The organism is Mycobacterium riyadhense, assembly GCF_963853645.1.
GTDB lineage: Bacteria > Actinomycetota > Actinomycetes > Mycobacteriales > Mycobacteriaceae > Mycobacterium > Mycobacterium riyadhense.
This window is the reverse complement of sequence record NZ_OY970456.1, coordinates 1362483-1381420: the sequence shown is the minus strand read 5'-3', so window position 1 is coordinate 1381420 and position 18938 is coordinate 1362483. Positions and strand designations below refer to the sequence as shown.

11 protein-coding genes and 2 pseudogenes are annotated in these 18938 nt (G+C 65.2%); 9 read left to right on the top strand and 4 right to left on the bottom strand.

Translation table 11 applies throughout. From position 1 onward, the window contains the following. Nucleotides 1-70: 70 nt before the first annotated feature. Nucleotides 71-685: pseudogene (locus tag AADZ78_RS06215) on the bottom strand (5-(carboxyamino)imidazole ribonucleotide synthase); the annotation flags it as partial. A 137-nt stretch (nucleotides 686-822) separates the two neighbouring features. On the opposite strand from AADZ78_RS06215, the gene AADZ78_RS06210 reads away from it, so the two are divergent. Beyond that, nucleotides 823-1494 (top strand): GtrA family protein, encoded by a 672-nt coding sequence (locus AADZ78_RS06210; protein ID WP_085251080.1) that lies wholly within the window; start codon nucleotides 823-825, stop codon nucleotides 1492-1494. Here the strand turns inward: AADZ78_RS06210 and AADZ78_RS06205 are convergent. Both AADZ78_RS06205 and AADZ78_RS06200 read right to left on the bottom strand, forming a co-directional pair. Next, entirely contained in the window at nucleotides 1449-1967 is a 519-nt protein-coding gene (locus AADZ78_RS06205; protein ID WP_085251014.1) for a PH domain-containing protein, read from the bottom strand. The genes AADZ78_RS06210 and AADZ78_RS06205 overlap by 46 nt on opposite strands. A 10-nt stretch (nucleotides 1968-1977) precedes the next feature. Beyond that, nucleotides 1978-2793 carry a biotin--[acetyl-CoA-carboxylase] ligase gene (locus tag AADZ78_RS06200; RefSeq protein WP_085251015.1) on the bottom strand — a complete coding sequence of 272 codons (816 nt, stop codon included), beginning with the start codon at nucleotides 2791-2793 and terminating at the stop codon, nucleotides 1978-1980. A 52-nt stretch (nucleotides 2794-2845) separates the two neighbouring features. On the opposite strand from AADZ78_RS06200, the gene AADZ78_RS06195 reads away from it, so the two are divergent. From AADZ78_RS06195 to AADZ78_RS06160, 8 genes and pseudogenes are all read left to right on the top strand, one after another. Then, nucleotides 2846-4495, top strand: coding sequence for an acyl-CoA carboxylase subunit beta (locus AADZ78_RS06195; RefSeq protein ID WP_085251016.1), 1650 nt, complete (start codon nucleotides 2846-2848; stop codon nucleotides 4493-4495). 14 nt (nucleotides 4496-4509) lie between these two features. After that, nucleotides 4510-4722 (top strand): annotated as a pseudogene (locus AADZ78_RS06190) (acyl-CoA carboxylase subunit epsilon); the annotation flags it as partial. Continuing rightward, nucleotides 4719-5369 carry a Maf family protein gene (locus tag AADZ78_RS06185; RefSeq protein WP_085251018.1) on the top strand — a complete coding sequence of 217 codons (651 nt, stop codon included), beginning with the start codon at nucleotides 4719-4721 and terminating at the stop codon, nucleotides 5367-5369. The pseudogene AADZ78_RS06190 and the gene AADZ78_RS06185, both read left to right, overlap by 4 nt. Before the next feature lie 541 nt (nucleotides 5370-5910). Continuing rightward, nucleotides 5911-11613, top strand: coding sequence for an amino acid adenylation domain-containing protein (locus AADZ78_RS06180; RefSeq protein WP_341343630.1), 5703 nt, complete (start codon nucleotides 5911-5913; stop codon nucleotides 11611-11613). A gap of 131 nt (nucleotides 11614-11744) precedes the next feature. Further along, entirely contained in the window at nucleotides 11745-14564 is a 2820-nt protein-coding gene (locus AADZ78_RS06175) for a condensation domain-containing protein (RefSeq protein WP_204903448.1), read from the top strand. Between the two features lie 325 nt (nucleotides 14565-14889). Beyond that, nucleotides 14890-15783 carry a sulfurtransferase gene (locus AADZ78_RS06170; protein ID WP_085251020.1) on the top strand — a complete coding sequence of 298 codons (894 nt, stop codon included), beginning with the start codon at nucleotides 14890-14892 and terminating at the stop codon, nucleotides 15781-15783. Further along, complete coding sequence (locus AADZ78_RS06165; protein ID WP_085251021.1) at nucleotides 15780-16208, top strand: cysteine desulfuration protein SufE; 429 nt, start codon at nucleotides 15780-15782, stop codon at nucleotides 16206-16208. The genes AADZ78_RS06170 and AADZ78_RS06165 overlap by 4 nt, the downstream gene beginning before the upstream one ends. 122 nt (nucleotides 16209-16330) lie before the next feature. After that, the gene (locus AADZ78_RS06160; RefSeq protein ID WP_085251022.1) at nucleotides 16331-18127 is read left to right on the top strand and encodes an acetyl/propionyl/methylcrotonyl-CoA carboxylase subunit alpha; all 1797 of its coding nucleotides are present in this window, start codon (nucleotides 16331-16333) and stop codon (nucleotides 18125-18127) included. A 16-nt stretch (nucleotides 18128-18143) separates the two neighbouring features. On the opposite strand, the gene AADZ78_RS06155 is transcribed toward AADZ78_RS06160, so the two are convergent. Continuing rightward, nucleotides 18144-18932, bottom strand: coding sequence for an RNA polymerase sigma factor SigF (locus AADZ78_RS06155; RefSeq protein ID WP_085251023.1), 789 nt, complete (start codon nucleotides 18930-18932; stop codon nucleotides 18144-18146). Nucleotides 18933-18938: the final 6 nt, after the last annotated feature.

The window sequence follows — 18938 nt, the reverse complement described above, 5'->3', positions numbered from 1 at the left end:
GACGTCTACGACGCTGCCACCATCCGCGCCTGGATCAGCGGGTTGGAGAAGCTTCTGTCCGTAATGACGGTCGCTGCACCGTCTCCACTACCGGCCAGACGGCACCCTGGCCGAACGGCGAGCGCGCCACCAGCGCCGACAATTCGCGGCGCAGGTTCACCTGTTCCTCGGCCATCACCGGCACCCCATCGGCCAGGAAGGTGGCCGCGATTTCGCGGGCGTGCAAAGGATCGCGGGCCATCCTCACCCCGCGCCCGTCGTAACCGCCGCGGACAGCTTTCACGACAACGGGTCCGGCTATGCGCTGCGCGAAGGCATCAAGTTCGTCGATGCTTTGGATCTCGGCGTAGCGGGGTACCGCCGCACCCAGGGCCTCCAGCCGTCGGCGCATGTGGAGCTTGTCCTGAGCGTGCATCAGGGCCTGCGGCGGCGGCGCCACGTTGACGCCCTCGGCGACCAGCTTCTCCAGCAGCTCGGTTGGGACATGCTCATGGTCGAAGGTCAGCGCGTCGGCTCCGGCCGCAACTCGACGCAAGTCCTCGAGGTCGGCATGCGAGCCGATCACGACGTTGGGAGTGACCTGTGCGGCGGCGTCATCGGGTGCATTAGCCAACACGCGCAGGTTCTGCCCGAGCGCGATCGCGGCTTGATGAGTCATCCGGGCAAGTTGACCGCCGCCAACCATGGCGACCAGCGGGGTGCGAGAGCTCGGCACGCCCTCATGTTGTCATGGCGCTTGACCGGCGTGTTTAGCGGCTAGGCGACCCGTTTGTTATCGACCATTTTGCGTCGATTTTGCGTACGTCCGTACACTGAGTGGTTGTGTCCTTTGCCGATGCCACGATTGCGCGTCTTCCCGGGGTGGTCCAACCCTTTGCACTGCGCCATCACGAACTGATCAAGTTTGCCATTGTCGGCGGCACCACATTCATCATCGACTCGGCAATTTTCTACACGCTGAAGCTCACAATTCTCGAGCCCAAACCGGTGACCGCCAAGGTGATCGCCGGCATCGTCGCGGTCATCGCGTCCTACGTGCTGAACCGGGAGTGGAGCTTCCGGGATCGTGGCGGCCGCGAGCGCCATCACGAGGCGCTGCTGTTCTTCGCGTTCAGCGGCGTCGGAGTGCTGCTGAGCATGGCGCCGCTGTGGTTCTCCAGCTACGTCCTGCAGCTGCGGGTGCCGACGGTGTCACTGACCGTGGAGAACCTCGCCGACTTCCTTTCGGCCTACATCATCGGCAACCTGCTGCAGATGGCGTTCCGCTTCTGGGCGTTTCGGCGCTGGGTGTTCCCCGACCAGTTCGCTCGCAACCCCGACAAGGCGCTGGAATCGGCCCTCACCGCCGGCGGTATCGCCGAAGTCTTCGAGGACGTCTTGGAGGGCGGCTTGGAAGATGGCAACGTCACGCTGTTGCGGGCGTGGCGCAGCCGGGCTAGCCGATACGCTCAGCTGGGTGACTCCTCCGAGCCCAGCGTGTCGAAGACTTCGTGATACAGCAGCGCGTGCACTTCGCGCAGACGCGGAATGTTGTAGAACTCCAACGGATCTTGTGACGCGGACTCGATAATCAGCGTTCCGGTGCGAAACATCCGTTCGAGAATCTTGTCCCGAAACTCCACGCTGTTGATCCGCGCCAGCGGGATGTCGATCCCGCTTCGGGTCAGCACCCCGTGCCGATACATCACGCGCCGGTTGGTCACCACGAAATGCGTGGTCAGCCAGCTCAAGAACGGCCACAGGGTAAGCCAGCCGACGATCACCAACCAGATGCCCCAGATCACGCCGTAGATGATGTTCTTGGCGAGCTGCTGCCAGTGCGTCGAGTTGACGAACCCAGAGCCCAATGCGGCCAGCCCGGTTACCAGGATCAGCGCGACCACCGGCCAGATCAGGCGCTTCCAGTGCGGATGACGATGCAGGACCACCTGCTCGCCGGCGGCCAGGGCATTGTCGGGATAGCTCATGTTCGCGACCTTAGCCCCGCAAATGCACCACGTCACCGGCCGAAACGATCACGGTTCGCGCCTGGTCGCCCTCCCAGGTCTCTAGGCACAGCCGGCCTTGCTCGTCGATGTCACGCGCGATCCCGACGACATCCTGTCCGCCGGGAAGCTGGGCACAGACCCGTGACCCGATGGTCAGGCTGCGGGCCCGATAGTCGGCTGCCAGCTGGGCGTCGGCTCCGCGCGCGGCCCGCCAGTCGGTGATCCGCTCCCCGAGCTCGCGCAGCAGCCTGCGGACCAGGACGTCCCGATCGGGTGCCGTCACGCCTTGGTCCAGAAGTGAGGTTGCCCCGGGATCGCCAACCTCCTCCGGGGACTGCGTGACGTTGAGCCCGATGCCGACGACCGCGAACGGTTGCGCGACCTCGGTCAGGATTCCCGCCAGCTTGCCGCCACCGGCCAGCACATCGTTGGGCCACTTCAGGCCCGCTTCGACCGTGGTCACCGCGGCCACCGAGTCGACCACCGCCAGACCCGCGGCCAGCGACAACCAGCCCCATGCGGCCGTGGGAACATCATCCACACGCACCCCGGCCGACAGGGTGATCTGCGCCCGTGCAGCGGCCGACCAGCTGCGGCCATGACGGCCACGCCCAGCGGTCTGGTGCTCGGCAATCAGCACCGCCCCATCGATGTCGGCGCCCGATGCCGCTCGTGCCAGCAGATCGGCGTTGGTGGAGCCGGTCTCGGTTACGACGTCGAGTTGCCGCCAACGCGCACCCGTGCCGATCAGCTCGTCGCGCAGTGAGCGCTCGTCCAGTGGCAGCCGGAGCTGATTGCGGTCCATCGCACCAGCCTAAAGACGGCGGTATGGCGGCTGGCCGATAACATCGACTCCCATGACAAGCGTTAGCGACCGCTCGGCTCATTCCGCAGAGCGGTCCACCGAGCACATCGTCGATATTCACACCACCGCCGGCAAGCTGGCGGAACTGCACAAGCGCAGGGAAGAGTCGCTGCATCCGATGGGTGAGGCCGCCGTCGACAAGGTCCACGCCAAGGGCAAGCTCACGGCGCGCGAGCGCATCTACGCGCTGCTCGACGAGGATTCGTTCGTCGAACTCGACGCGTTGGCCAAGCACCGCAGCACCAACTTCGGGCTGGAAAACAACCGCCCGCTCGGCGATGGCGTGGTCACCGGCTACGGCACCATCGACGGCCGCGACGTGTGCATCTTCAGCCAGGACGCCACGGTATTCGGCGGCAGCCTGGGTGAGGTTTACGGCGAGAAGATCGTCAAGGTTCAAGAACTTGCGATCAAGACCGGCCGACCTCTCATCGGCATCAACGACGGCGCGGGCGCGCGGATCCAGGAGGGCGTCGTCTCGCTGGGCCTCTACAGCCGGATCTTTCGCAACAACATCCTGGCCTCGGGCGTCGTCCCGCAGATCTCGTTGATCATGGGTGCCGCCGCCGGCGGTCACGTCTACTCTCCCGCGCTGACCGATTTCGTGATCATGGTCGACCAGACCAGTCAGATGTTCATCACCGGACCCGACGTCATCAAGACCGTCACCGGCGAGGACGTCACCATGGAGGAACTCGGCGGCGCCCACACCCACATGGCCAAGTCGGGGACGGCCCACTACGTCGCATCCGGTGAGCAGGACGCTTTTGACTATGTTCGCGAGCTGCTGAGCTACCTGCCGCCCAACAATGCCACCGACCCACCGCGGTACCAAGTCGCGCTGCCTACTGGGCCCATTGAGGAAAACCTGACCGAGGAAGACCTCGAGCTGGACACGCTGATCCCGGACTCGCCGAATCAGCCCTACGACATGCACGAGGTGATCACCCGCATCCTCGACGAGGACGAATTCCTGGAAATACAAGCGGGTTACGCCCAGAACGTCGTGGTGGGATTCGGCCGCGTCGAGGGTCGGCCGGTGGGCATCGTCGCCAACCAGCCGACGCACTTCGCCGGCTGCCTGGACATCGACGCCTCGGAGAAGGCGGCGCGGTTCGTGCGGACCTGCGACTGCTTCAACATCCCGATCGTGATGCTGGTGGACGTTCCGGGGTTTTTGCCGGGCACTGGCCAGGAGTACAACGGCATCATCCGGCGCGGCGCCAAGCTGCTCTACGCCTACGGCGAGGCCACCGTCCCCAAGATCACCGTCATCACCCGCAAGGCCTACGGCGGCGCGTACTGCGTGATGGGTTCCAAAGACATGGGCTGCGACGTCAACCTGGCCTGGCCGACCGCGCAGATCGCGGTGATGGGCGCCTCCGGCGCCGTCGGCTTCGTCTACCGCCAACAACTGGCCGAGGCCGCCCGCAACGGCGAGGACGTTGATGCGCTGCGGCTGCAGCTGCAGCAGGAATACGAGGACACGCTGGTCAATCCGTACGTCGCCGCCGAACGCGGATACGTCGACGCGGTGATCCCGCCGTCGTACACCCGCGGCTACATCGGTACGGCGCTGCGCCTGCTCGAACGCAAGATCGCCCAGACCCCGCCCAAGAAACACGGGAACATCCCCCTATGACCGACCAGCTGCAATACCCGCACGAGCCGCACATCGAGATCCTCAAGGGACACCCGAGCGATCAGGAGTTGGCCGCGCTGATCGCGGTGTTGGGCAGCATCAGCGGCCCGCCCCCGCCCCCCGCGCCCGAGCCCGCGCGGTGGGGGTTGCCGGTCGACAAGTTGCGGTACCCCGTCTTCAGCTGGCAGCGCATCACCCTGCAGGAATTGACGCATATGCGCCGATGACCCGGCTGGTGCTCGGGTCCGCCTCCCTCGGTCGGCTCAAGGTTCTTCGCCAGGCAGGCATCGACCCGCTGGTGATCGTCTCCGGCGTCGACGAGCATATCGTCACCGCCGACCTAGGACCGGATGCTTCGCCAGCCGAGGTGGTGTCGGCTCTGGCCCTGGCCAAGGCCGCGCAGGTGACGGGAACGTTAGGTGGTCCGCAGAGCATTGTCGCCGCGGATTGCGTTGTTGTTGGCTGTGATTCGTTGCTCTACATCGATGGCCGATTGTGCGGAAAGCCGCAGTCGGTCGATGACGCACGCCACCAATGGCGTTCGATGGCCGGCCGCGCCGGACAGCTCTATACCGGGCATTGCGTTATCCGGTTGCTGGACAATAGAACCGTCAACCATGAGGCTGAAACCTCAATTACCACAGTCCATTTCGGGTCACCTTCGGCCGCAGACCTGGAGGCATACTTGGCCAGCGGGGAACCCCTGCGCATGGCCGGAGGGTTCACCCTGGACGGCCTCGGCGGCTGGTTCATCGACGGTGTTGAGGGCGATCCGTCGAACGTGATCGGCCTGAGCCTGCCGCTGCTGCGCTCCCTGCTGCACCGGGCGGGGCTGTCGCTCGCCGCGCTCTGGGCAGCGAACGGCGTTAAGTAATCCAGGCTCCTCCCGTCAAAATGCTCGAAACTCAAGCCACGGCGACCTCGCCCTGCATGTCGTGTACGTGGGTTGAGTGTCGCGTCGCCCAGGGGAACCGACATCACGGGATCTTCAACGGTCGAAGTCCACGACGACCACCTGGACATCACGTATGGAATCCGGGCGAGCCATAGACAGTGGTGCGCAAGCACTGACCCGAGCCACGCCTACTAGCTCACACACTATTGCATATTGCAAATTATGTATGCAGCATTATTGTGCTACGGCAACTGTGAGCGTTTTGCGCGGGCGGTTGTGCGACTTTGGTGTGCCGCGGTATGCCACGTTGGTTGATTCTTCACGCGGCGACTTGGGGAGCTCAGGTGTTGATGGTTTTGTCGACGATGGAAGCGGCATAGCCGTGGCAGGCGCTCGCCTGGAGGCGACTTCGCCGCCTGAAGAGCATAAGCAGACCCTTCTGGACGGTTGGGGTAACCGCGCCGCATTGACATGCACCACAGCTCCGTCATCGTCGGTCCCAAACTTGTTTGCCGCGCAGGTGGCTCGCACTCCGGGTGCGCCGGCGTTGACGTTCAACGGCGTGACGTTGAACTATCGCGAGCTTGACGGGGCCGCTGATCGGCTTGCGCAGGTGTTGGTTGGGCGCGGCATAGGTCGTGGTGATGTGGTGGCGTTGTTGTTTGAGCGGTCGGCTGATGCGGTGATCGCGATTTTGGCGGTACTCAAGTCGGGGGCGGCGTATCTGGCGATCGATCCGGCACTTCCGGATGTCCGCATCGGGTTCATGCTCGCCGATGCCGCCCCGAGGGTGGCGCTGAGCACCGCTGGCCTACGCGAGCGGTTGGCTGGGCACGACGTGGTGGTCATCGACGTCGCCGAGACGCCCACCGATACACACAGCGTGGCCGCGCAGGCTGAACCACCTAGCGCCGAAGACATCGCCTACCTCGTCTACACCTCCGGCACTACGGGGACCCCGAAGGGCGTGGCCATCAGCCACCACAACATCGCCCAGTTGCTCGCCACACCGGCCCTGTTCACCCCAACAGCGGGCCAGGCATGGAGCCAGTGCCATTCCTACGGTTTCGATTTCTCGGTGTGGGAGATCTGGGGCGCGCTGCTGCACGGCGGGCGGCTGGTCGTGGTGCCCGAAACGCTGACCCGCTCACCAGCAGAGTTACACAGATTACTGGTCTGCGAGCGCATTGACGTGGTCAGCCAAACCCCCTCAGCGGCAGCGGTGTTGCCAACGCAGGGTTTGGAGTCGGTGACGCTGGTCGTCGGTGGTGAAGCGTGCCCGCCCGAGGTGGTGGATCGGTGGGCCCCGGGGCGGGTGATGATCAATCAATACGGCCCGTCGGAGACGACGATGTATGTGGCCACGACGCGGTTGGTGGCGGGTTCGGGTGTGGTGCCGATCGGGTCACCGGTGCCGGGAGCGGCGTTGTTCGTGTTGGATACGGGGTTGCATCCGGTGCCCGTGGGTGTGGCCGGTGAGTTGTATGTGGCCGGGGCCGGGGTGGGCTATGGGTATGTGGGCCGGGCCGGGTTGACCGCATCCCGGTTCGTGGCATGCCCGTTCGGCGGTTACGGAACACGGATGTATCGCACCGGAGACCTGGTGCGCTGGACCGCCGACGGACAGCTGCAGTTCGTCGGACGCGCCGACGAACAGGTCAAGATCCGCGGCTACCGCATCGAACCCGCCGAGATCGAGTCGGTGCTGGCCACCCATCCCCACATCGCCCAAGCAGCCGTCGTCGCCCACCACGCCCGCGACGCCAGCGACCAACAGTTGGTGGCCTACGTGGTACGCGACCGCCACGCCGCCTTGGCCCGCGAACCCGACCGCGAAACCCCCCTGATCCAACAGTGGCAAGGCATCTACGACGACCTGTACTCCGGCGCGCTGCAACCCACCGCCTCAACCGAACTGGGCGACGACTTCACGGGCTGGAACAGCAGCTACACCGGCCAGCCCATCCCACTCGAGCACATGCAGCAATGGCGCGCGGCCGCCGTGGACCGCATCGGCGGATTGGCCCCACAGCGGGTGCTCGAAATCGGGGTGGGCTCCGGGCTGCTGTTGAGCCAGCTGGCCCCCCGCTGCGCCGAATACTGGGCCACCGACTTCTCGGCCCCCACCATCGACACCCTGCGCCACGCACTGGCCACCCAACCCTGGGGCCAGCGCGTGCAGCTACGAGTCCAACCCGCCGACGCCACCGACGGCCTACCCCACAACCACTTCGACGTCGTCATCCTCAACTCCGTCGTCCAATACTTCCCCAGCGCCGCCTACCTGCTCGACGTCCTCACCGCAGCACTGCAGCTGCTGACCCCCGGCGGGGCACTCTTCCTCGGCGACATCCGCAACCTGACCCTGCAGCCTGCCCTCAGCACCGCCATCGCCCGCGCCGACACCCCCCAAGCGCCCACCGCGACGATCCGCCAACGGCTCCGCCGCGACCTGCTCACCCAACACGAACTGCTGCTCGCACCCGACTTCTTCACCGCAGCAACCCGCCACATCCCCGACATCGCCGCCATCGATATCCAGCTCAAACCGATGCACGCGGTCAACGAACTCAGCAACTACCGCTACGACGTCATCCTGCGCAAAGCCCCCACCACCGCCCAGTCCCTGGCGCAGCTACCCACCCACCCCTGGCAACGCTGGCACGACCTCACCGCACTCGGCCAGCACCTGCAATCCCACCAACCCAACGCACTACGCATCACCGGAATCCCCCACGCCGGCATACGGACCGACGTGACCACCGCACACGCCCTCCATCACGCCGCCGATCACACCCCCCTGCACCAACTAGCCACCCCACCACCCCCCGACGCCGTGCTGCCCCACCAATGCCGTCAGCTGGGCCAGCAACTGGGCTACACCACCACCATCACCTACTCACCCACCCCCGGACTGATCGACCTCATCTACACCCGCACCACCACCACCGCACTCACCGACGTCTACCTGCCCGCGCACCCCGTCGGACCCATCACCGACTACGTCAACGACCCCGCCACCGCCCAGCTCAGCACCCAACTACGCCAATTCGCCGCCACCCAACTACCCCCCTACATGGTCCCCGCAACGATCATGGTCCTCGACTCGCTACCACTCACCGTCAACGGCAAACTCGACCGACACGCCCTCCCAGCCCCCGAATTCCTCACCACCACCACCTACCAAGCCCCCCGCAACCCCCACGAACACACCCTGACCACACTCTTTAGCGAAACCCTCAACATCACACCCATCGGCATCAACGACAACTTCTTCGACCTCGGCGGACACTCCCTATCAGCAACCCGACTCATCGCACGCATCCGAACCGAACTCGCCACCGAAGTCCCCATCCGCGTCATCTTCGAATCACCCACCGTCGCCCAACTAGCCCACTGGATCACCACCCAACCCACACACCAACCACAAACCCCCCTCACCCCCCGCCCCCGACCACAACACATCCCACTTTCCTACGCACAGTCGCGGTTGTGGTTCATATACAAGTACGAGGGCCCATCAGCGACCTATAACGTACCGCTGGCGGCGCGTTTGGCGGGACGGCTGGACTCAGCAGCGCTAGTCGCGGCCATCGGTGATGTGGTGGCTCGTCATGAGAGTCTGCGCACGGTCTTCGCCGAGACCGACGGGGTTGCGTGGCAGCAGATCTTGCCGGCGCACGCGGTCGAAGTGCCGGTCGCGATGACCGAGGTCTGCGACGGGCCGGAGTTGACGACTGCGGTCGCCCAAACCGCGCAGTACCGATTCGACCTGGCCACTCAGATCCCGATCCGGGCCGATCTGTTCAAGGTGTCAGCCACCGAACACGTGTTGGTGTTGGTGGTGCATCACATCGCTGCTGATGGAGCGTCGTTTGTGCCGTTGGCGCGGGATTTGGCCGCCGCCTACACCGCCCGTTGCCAGGGGCAGCAGCCGAACTGGTCGCCGCTGCCGGTCCAGTACGCCGATTACACCCTGTGGCAGCGCGAGATCCTGGGCAGCGAGGACGATCCCGACAGTGTGATGTCTGCGCAGGTCGCCTACTGGCGTGCGGAGCTGGCCGGGGCGCCCGAGTTAACCGTGTTGGCATCCGACCGACCCCGCCCGGCCCAGCAGTCATTCCGTGGTGAGGTTGTGACGTTCACGATCGACCCTGCATTGCGGGAAAGGATCGAGCAGCTGGCCCGCCGCGGCGGTGCCACCCTGTCGATGGTGCTACAGGCCGCGTTAGCAGTGCTGTTGCGCAAACTTGGCGCCGGCGATGATGTCATGATCGGTGGGCCCATCGCCGGACGTACCGACCATGCCCTGACCGACCTGATCGGGTTTTTCGTCAATTCCTGGGTGTTGCGTTTCAACGTCTCGGGCAACCGGGACTTCGTTGAGCTGATCGAGCAGGTGCGCACTAAAGCGTTGGCCGCCTACGAAAACCAAGATGCCCCGTTCGAACGGCTCGTCGAACTGATCAACCCGAGACGATCGACCGCCTATCACCCGTTGTTCCAAGTGGCGTTCGCGCTGCAGAACAATCCCCTTCCCAAAATCGACCTGCCCGGGTTGGGCATTGAGTTCTTACCCGCGCCCACCGGCACGGCCAAGTTCGACCTGTTCATCAACCTGATGGATCTGCCCTCAACTTCCGGACAACCGCAGCCGCTGCCGGGCAGCATCGAATACGCCACCGATCTTTTCAACCGCGACACCGTCGAAACGTTCGCCGTCTACTACCTGCGTATCCTGCACGCGATCACCATCGACCCGCACCGGCGTATCGACATGATCGACATCCTCGACACCGCCGAACACGACCGGATCTTGATCCGGTCGAACGCCGCTGTCATTGCGGCCCCGGCCGCACTTCTGAAGGTGACCGTGCCGGAGATGTTTGCCGCGCAGGTGGCTCGCACCCCGGGTGCGCCGGCGTTGACGTTCAACGGCGTGACGTTGAACTATCGCGAGCTTGACGGGGCCGCTGATCGGCTTGCGCAGGTGTTGGTTGGGCGCGGCATAGGTCGTGGTGATGTGGTGGCGTTGTTGTTTGAGCGGTCGGCTGATGCGGTGATCGCGATTTTGGCGGTACTCAAGTCGGGGGCGGCGTATCTGGCGATCGATCCGGCACTTCCGGATGTCCGCATCGGGTTCATGCTCGCCGATGCCGCCCCGAGGGTGGCGCTGAGCACCGCTAGCCTGCGCGAGCGGTTGGCTGGGCACGACGTGGTGGTCATCGACGTCGCCGAGACGCCCACCGATACACACAGCGTGGCCGCGCAGGCTGAACCACCTAGCGCCGAAGACATCGCCTACCTCGTCTACACCTCCGGCACTACGGGGACCCCGAAGGGCGTGGCCATCAGCCACCACAACATCGCCCAGTTGCTCGCCACACCGGCCCTGTTCACCCCAACAGCGGGCCAGGCATGGAGCCAGTGCCATTCCTACGGTTTCGATTTCTCGGTGTGGGAGATCTGGGGCGCGCTGCTGCACGGCGGGCGGCTGGTCGTGGTGCCCGAAACGCTGACCCGCTCACCAGCAGAGTTACACAGATTACTGGTCTGCGAGCGCATTGACGTGGTCAGCCAAACCCCCTCAGCGGCAGCGGTGTTGCCAACGCAGGGTTTGGAGTCGGTGACGCTGGTCGTCGGTGGTGAAGCGTGCCCGCCCGAGGTGGTGGATCGGTGGGCCCCGGGGCGGGTGATGATCAATCAATACGGCCCGTCGGAGACGACGATGTATGTGGCCACGACGCGGTTGGTGGCGGGTTCGGGTGTGGTGCCGATCGGGTCACCGGTGCCGGGAGCGGCGTTGTTCGTGTTGGATACGGGGTTGCATCCGGTGCCCGTGGGTGTGGCCGGTGAGTTGTATGTGGCCGGGGCCGGGGTGGGCTATGGGTATGTGGGCCGGGCCGGGTTGACCGCATCCCGGTTCGTGGCATGCCCGTTCGGCGGTTACGGAACACGGATGTATCGCACCGGAGACCTGGTGCGCTGGACCGCCGACGGACAGCTGCAGTTCGTCGGACGCGCCGACGAACAGGTCAAGATCCGCGGCTACCGCATCGAACCCGCCGAGATCGAGTCGGTGCTGGCCACCCATCCCCACATCGCCCAAGCAGCCGTCGTCGCCCACCACGCCCGCGACGCCAGCGACCAACAGTTGGTGGCCTACGTGGTACGCGACCGCCACGCCGCCTTGGCCCGCGAACCCGACCGCGAAACCCCCTGATCCAACAGTGGCAAGGCATCTACGACGACCTGTACTCCGGGGCGCTGCAACCCACCGCCTCAACCGAACTGGGCGACGACTTCACGGGCTGGAACAGCAGCTACACCGGCCAGCCCATCCCACTCGAGCACATGCAGCAATGGCGCGCGGCCGCCGTGGACCGCATCGGCGGATTGGCCCCACAGCGGGTGCTCGAAATCGGGGTGGGCTCCGGGCTGCTGTTGAGCCAGCTGGCCCCCCGCTGCGCCGAATACTGGGCCACCGACTTCTCGGCCCCCACCATCGACACCCTGCGCCACGCACTGGCCACCCAACCCTGGGGCCAGCGCGTGCAGCTACGAGTCCAACCCGCCGACGCCACCGACGGCCTACCCCACAACCACTTCGACGTCGTCATCCTCAACTCCGTCGTCCAATACTTCCCCAGCGCCGCCTACCTGCTCGACGTCCTCACCGCAGCACTGCAGCTGCTGACCCCCGGCGGGGCACTCTTCCTCGGCGACATCCGCAACCTGACCCTGCAGCCTGCCCTCAGCACCGCCATCGCCCGCGCCGACACCCCCCAAGCGCCCACCGCGACGATCCGCCAACGGCTCCGCCGCGACCTGCTCACCCAACACGAACTGCTGCTCGCACCCGACTTCTTCACCGCAGCAACCCGCCACATCCCCGACATCGCCGCCATCGATATCCAGCTCAAACCGATGCACGCGGTCAACGAACTCAGCAACTACCGCTACGACGTCATCCTGCGCAAAGCCCCCACCACCGCCCAGTCCCTGGCGCAGCTACCCACCCACCCCTGGCAACGCTGGCACGACCTCACCGCACTCGGCCAGCACCTGCAATCCCACCAACCCAACGCACTACGCATCACCGGAATCCCCCACGCCGGCATATGGACCGACGTGACCACCGCACACGCCCTCCATCACGCCGCCGATCACACCCCCCTGCACCAACTAGCCACCCCACCACCCCCCGACGCCGTGCTGCCCCACCAATGCCGTCAGCTGGGCCAGCAACTGGGCTACACCACCACCATCACCTACTCACCCACCCCCGGACTGATCGACCTCATCTACACCCGCACCACCACCACCGCACTCACCGACGTCTACCTGCCCGCGCACCCCGTCGGACCCATCACCGACTACGTCAACGACCCCGCCACCGCCCAGCTCAGCACCCAACTGCGCCAATTCGCCGCCACCCAACTACCCCCCTACATGGTCCCCGCAACGATCATGGTCCTCGACTCGCTACCACTCACCGTCAACGGCAAACTCGACCGACACGCCCTCCCAGCCCCCGAATTCCTCACCACCACCACCTACCAAGCCCCCCGCAACCCCCACGAACACACCCTGACCACACTCTTTAGCGAAACCCTCAACATCACACCCATCGGCATCAACGACAACTTCTTCGACCTCGGCGGACACTCCCTATCAGCAACCCGACTCATCGCACGCATCCGAACCGAACTCGCCACCGAAGTCCCCATCCGCGTCATCTTCGAATCACCCACCGTCGCCCAACTAGCCCACTGGATCACCACCCAACCCACACACCAACCACAAACCCCCCTCACCCCCCGGCCCCGACCACAACACATCCCACTTTCCTACGCACAGCAACGGATGTGGGATATGCACCATCTGGCGCCCGATGCCCCGATCTACCACATACCCTTGGCGCTGCGGCTGCGCGGCGAGCTCGATGTTGGCGCGTTAGGCCACGCACTGGCCGACGTGGTGAACCGCCACGAGACGTTGCGCACCGTCGTCGCCGCCGTCGACGGCGCGTTGCACCAAGTCGTTTTGCCCGCCGAACGCGCGGACATGGGCTGGCGAATCATCGACGCCGCCGGATGGTCCGGCGAGCGGCTCCACCAATCCCTGACCGCACATGCCAGCGCCATCTTCGATTTGTCCACCCAGATCCCACTGCGCGCCCAGCTTTATCGCGTCGCCCGCGACGAACACGTATTGGCCATCACCTTGCATCACATTGCCGCCGATGGCGGGTCGCTGGCCCCACTGGCATCCGATCTGGACGCTGCTTACCGCAGTCGTCGCGCCGGGCGTGCCCCAACCTGGGTCCCACTACCCGTCCAATACGCCGATTACGCCCTGTGGCAACGCGACTACCTGGGTGATCCCGCCGACCCCGAAAGCGTCGTCGGGACGCAACTGCAGTATTGGGAGAATGCGCTCGCCGGTATCCCGGAGCGACTCGAATTGCCCACCGACCGTCCCTACCCGCCAGTCGCCGACTACCGCGGCGATACGGTCGCAGTGCACTTGCCCACGACACTGCACGTCCAGATAGCCCGGCTGGCGCGCGACCATCGCGCGACCAGCTTCATGGTTGTCCATGCGGCACTGGCCGCACTGCTGTCCGAACTCAGCGGCAGCAACGATATTCCCATCGGAATCAACGTTGCCGGGCGTAACCACCCGATGCTGGACGACTTGGTCGGTGCCTTCTCCAACAGCATGGTGCTGCGCACGGAAATAGGCGATAACCCTACCTTTGCGCAACTGCTGGACCAGGTGCGGAGGCGCACCTTGGCGGCGTTCGATCGCCAGGACGTGCCGTTCGGTGTTCTAGTCGAGTTGCTCAATCCCACCCCGTCGCCGAGCCATACGCCGCTGCGTCAAGTGATCTTGGTCTGGCACAACACCCAGTCCGCCAAGTGGGTGTTGGACGATCTGAAAATCACCGCTGTCCCGCTGCACACCCGTGTGGCGCGGATGGACTTGGTGTTGTCTCTCACTGAAAAATTCACTGACGCCGGTCTCCCCGCAGGAATCAGTGGCGTGGCGGAATATCGCACCGACGTCTACGACGCTGCCACCATCCGCGCCTGGATCAGCGGGTTGGAGAAGCTTCTGTCCGTAATGACGGTCGACCCCCAGCGACGGTTGCCATTTAGCGCACCGTGACGTGCCGGGCGAGGATCGCGCACCTGCGGATAAGCGCGACCCCCGCCTCACGGACACGCTTGGCGCGTCATGCGTCGATGTTCTCGACAGACAGAGCAACCTGTGCAACGCAGAATTCTTGCTCGCTGAACAGCAGTTCGTGTGACATGGATTCACCCCCTTTCGCCGGTCCGTGCGTTCCGTGCGGAGTTAGTCGCCACTATTGCGCGGCGACCTAGCCGGATGTATCCGCCGAACAGCCGCTTTGAGGATGACTAGCCGGGTCCCCCAATCGGGGGACATTTGTGCTGACCTGTCGCCGGTCGGCCGGCGTAGGCTCGTTGACGTGCCATTACCTCCAGATCCAAGTCCCACTCTGTCGGCCTACGCCCATCCCGAAAGGCTGGTGACGGCCGACTGGCTATCGGCCAACCTGGGCGCACCCGGGCTGGTGATCGTCGAATCCGACGAGGACGTCTTGCTCTACGACGTGGGCCATATTCCTGGCGCGGTCAAGGTCGACTGGCATACCGACCTCAACGACCCGAGGGTGCGTGACTACATCGATGGCGAGCAGTTCGCCGATTTGATGGACAGTAAGGGCATCGCCCGCGAGGACACCGTGGTGATCTACGGCGACAAGAGCAATTGGTGGGCGGCCTACGCGCTCTGGGTCTTCACGTTGTTCGGCCACCCCGATGTGCGGCTGCTCAACGGGGGCCGCGACCTTTGGCTCGCCGAACGTCGAGACACCACGCTGGATGTGCCGACCAAGACGTCGACCGGCTATCCCGTCGTGCAGCGCAACGACGCGCCGATCCGTGCGTTCAAAGACGACGTGCTGGGCATCTTGGGCACCGAGCCGCTGATCGACGTGCGTTCCCCCGAGGAGTACACCGGCAAACGGACCCACATGCCCGACTATCCGGAGGAGGGGGCGTTGCGCGCGGGCCACATCCCCACCGCGCGCTCGATCCCGTGGGGGAAGGCGGCCGCGGAGAACGGCCGGTTCCGCAGTCGCGAGGAGCTGGAAGAGCTGTACGGCTTCTTAGAGCCCGAAGACAACACCATCGTCTACTGCCGTATCGGCGAGCGGTCCAGCCACACCTGGTTCGTGCTGACGCATCTGTTGGGCAAGCCGGATGTGCGCAATTACGACGGCTCATGGACCGAGTGGGGAAACACCGTGCGGGTGCCCATCGTCGCCGGCGAAGAACCAGGAGCTGTACCAGCCTTATGAGCCTGCCCGCGCCACTGGCCGAGGTGGTGTCCGATTTCGCCGAAGTTCAGGGCCAGGACAAACTGAGGCTGCTGCTGGAATTCGCCGACGACCTGCCAGCGCTGCCCGCCGACCTCGTCGAGGCAGCGATGGAACCGGTGCCCGAGTGCCAGTCGCCGCTGTTTCTGCACGTCGACGTGCACGACCCGAATCGAGTGCGGCTGTACTTCAGCGCGCCGGCCGAAGCGCCAACCACTCGCGGATTCGCCTCGATTCTGGCCGCCGGCCTGGACGAACAACCCGCAGCCGACATCCTTGCGGTGCCCGAGGATTTCTACACCGATCTTGGTCTGGCAGCTCTGATCAGCCCGCTGCGGCTGCGCGGAATGTCGGCGATGCTGGCCCGGATCAAGCGACGCGTTCGCGAGAGCCCCCAAGAGCACTGAATTGAGGAACCGCGTGACCGAGCCCACGGCGCTGCGCCTAAACTTCCCCCGACGAGACTTGTAAGAAATTCTCTTAAAGACCGATTTTTTTCAGAGACGAAGACGTCCTACAAGGAGGCGCAGTGGGTAGTCACGCCAGCTCGAGGATCGCTAAGGTTTTGGTCGCCAATCGCGGCGAGATCGCGGTCCGCGTGATCCGAGCCGCCCGCGACGCCGGTCTGCCCAGTGTGGCGGTGTATGCCGAACCCGATGCCGAGGCCCCGCACGTCACCCTGGCCGACGAAGCCTTTGCGCTGGGCGGTCAAACCTCGGCCGAGTCCTACCTGGACTTCGCAAAGATCCTCGACGCGGCGGCGAAGTCCGGCGCCAACGCCATCCACCCCGGCTATGGCTTCCTGGCTGAGAACGCGGACTTCGCCCAGGCCGTCATCGACGCCGGCTTGATCTGGATAGGCCCCAGCCCGCAGTCGATCCGCGACCTCGGTGACAAGGTGACCGCACGCCATATCGCCGCACGTGCGCAGGCCCCGCTGGTCCCCGGCACACCCGACCCGGTCAAAGACGCCGACGAGGTGGTGGCGTTCGCCAAGGAGTACGGCGTGCCGATCGCGATCAAGGCCGCATTCGGCGGCGGCGGCAAGGGCATGAAGGTGGCCCGCACCATCGAAGAGATTCCCGAGCTGTATGAGTCAGCGGTACGGGAAGCGACGGCCGCGTTCGGGCGCGGCGAATGCTTCGTCGAGCGCTACCTGGACAAGCCCCGCCACGTCGAGGCACAAGTGATCGCCGACCAGCACGGCAACGTCGTCGTCGCCGGCACCCGGGACTGCTCACTGCAGCGCCGGTTCCAGAAACTGGTCGAAGAGGCGCCGGCACCGTACCTGACGGACGCGCAGCGCAAGGAGATTCACGAATCCGCCAAGCGGATCTGCAAAGAGGCGCACTACCACGGCGCCGGAACCGTTGAATACCTGGTCGGCCAGGACGGCCTGATCTCCTTCCTGGAAGTCAACACCCGCCTGCAGGTGGAACACCCGGTCACCGAGGAAACCGCGGGCATCGACCTGGTCCTGCAGCAGTTCAAGATCGCCAACGGCGAGAAGCTGGATCTGACCGAGGATCCCACGCCCCGCGGACATGCCATCGAGTTCCGGATCAACGGCGAGGACGCCGGCCGCGGCTTCCTGCCTGCGCCGGGGCCGGTGACGAAGTTCCACCCGCCCAGCGGCCCGGGTGTGCGGGTGGACTCCGGTGTCGAAACGGGCTCGGTGATCGGTGGCCAGTTCGACTCGATGCTGGCCAAGCTCATCGTGCACGGCGCCGACCGCGCCGAGGCGCTGGCCCGGGCCCGTCGCGCGCTGGACGAGTTCCAGGTCGAAGGCCTGGCCACCGTTATCCCATTCCACCGCGCGGTGGTGTCCGATCCGGCCTTCATCGGCGACGACGACGGCTTCTCGGTGCACACCCGCTGGATCGAGACCGAGTGGAACAACACCGTCGAACCGTTCGCCGGCGGCGAACCAATCGACGAAGAGGACGCCCGGCCCCGGCAGAAGGTGGTCGTCGAAATCGATGGTCGCCGGGTCGAGGTCTCGCTGCCCGCCGATCTGGCGCTGTCGAACGGCTCCGGCGCCGAGTCGGCCGGTGTTATTCGGCGCAAGCCCAAGCCCCGCAAGCGTGGTGCGCACACCGGCGCTGCAGCCTCCGGCGACGCTGTTACCGCGCCCATGCAGGGCACCGTGGTCAAAGTCGCGGTCGAAGAGGGACAGGAGGTCGTGGCCGGCGACCTGGTCGTGGTCCTTGAGGCGATGAAGATGGAGAACCCGGTCACCGCGCACAAGGACGGCACGATCACCGGACTGGCGGTCGAGGCCGGCGCAGCGATCACCCAGGGCACGGTGCTCGCCGAGATCAAATAGCACGGCCTGGCCGCGGCTACTCCAACTGGTCGCGTAGTCGAGCTAGCGACTTAGCCAGCAGCCTAGAGACGTGCATCTGTGAGATGCCGACCCGCTCGGCGATCTGGGTTTGTGTCATGGCCTCAAAAAACCTGAGGATCAACACCGTTCGTTCCCGCTCGGGCAACGCCTCGAGCAGCGGACGCAGCGCCTCACGATTCTCGATCCGCTCCAGACCGGCGTCGACGTCGCCGAGCGTGTCGGCGATGGCGCGGGCATCGTCCTCGTCGCTGCCGCCCCCGCTGTCGATGGACAGGGTGTTGTAGGAGCTCCCCGCAACCAGGCCCTCGACAACCTCATCCCGGTCCATACCGAGTTCCATGGCAAGTTCGGTTGCCGTGGGCGCGCGGCCCAGCCGTTGCGACAGATCCGCGGTAGCGGTGCCAAGCCGCAGGTGCAGTTCCTTGAGACGCCGGGGAACCTTGACCGACCAGCTGTTGTCGCGAAAGTGCCGACGGACCTCACCCATGATGGTGGGAACGGCAAAGGAGACAAAGTCCGAGCCGGCCTCGACGTCGTAGCGGACCACGGCGTTGACCAACCCGACCCGCGCGACCTGAATCAGGTCGTCACGCGGTTCGCCGCGGCCCTCGAACCGCCGCGCGATGTGTTCGGCAAGCGGCAGGCACCTCGCGACGATCTTGTCCCGGTGACGCTGGACTTCCGGCGAATCGGCAGGGAAGTTCGCCATCTCGCGGAACATCTCCGGAACGTCGGCGTATTCGTTAGGTCGCGAAGTAGATCCGCCGGCAGCATTAGCTGTCACGTGGAA

Bases quoted from the DNA above. Each gene is read 5' to 3' on its own strand.
- AADZ78_RS06185 (WP_085251018.1), top strand. From the start codon at position 4,719: ATGACCCGGCTGGTGCTCGGGTCCGCCTCCCTCGGTCGGCTCAAGGTT.
- AADZ78_RS06200 (WP_085251015.1), bottom strand. From the start codon at position 2,793: ATGGACCGCAATCAGCTCCGGCTGCCACTGGACGAGCGCTCACTGCGC.
- AADZ78_RS06165 (WP_085251021.1), top strand. From the start codon at position 15,780: ATGAGCCTGCCCGCGCCACTGGCCGAGGTGGTGTCCGATTTCGCCGAA.
- AADZ78_RS06205 (WP_085251014.1), bottom strand. From the start codon at position 1,967: ATGAGCTATCCCGACAATGCCCTGGCCGCCGGCGAGCAGGTGGTCCTG.
- AADZ78_RS06175 (WP_204903448.1), top strand. From the start codon at position 11,745: ATGCAGCAATGGCGCGCGGCCGCCGTGGACCGCATCGGCGGATTGGCC.
- AADZ78_RS06195 (WP_085251016.1), top strand. From the start codon at position 2,846: ATGACAAGCGTTAGCGACCGCTCGGCTCATTCCGCAGAGCGGTCCACC.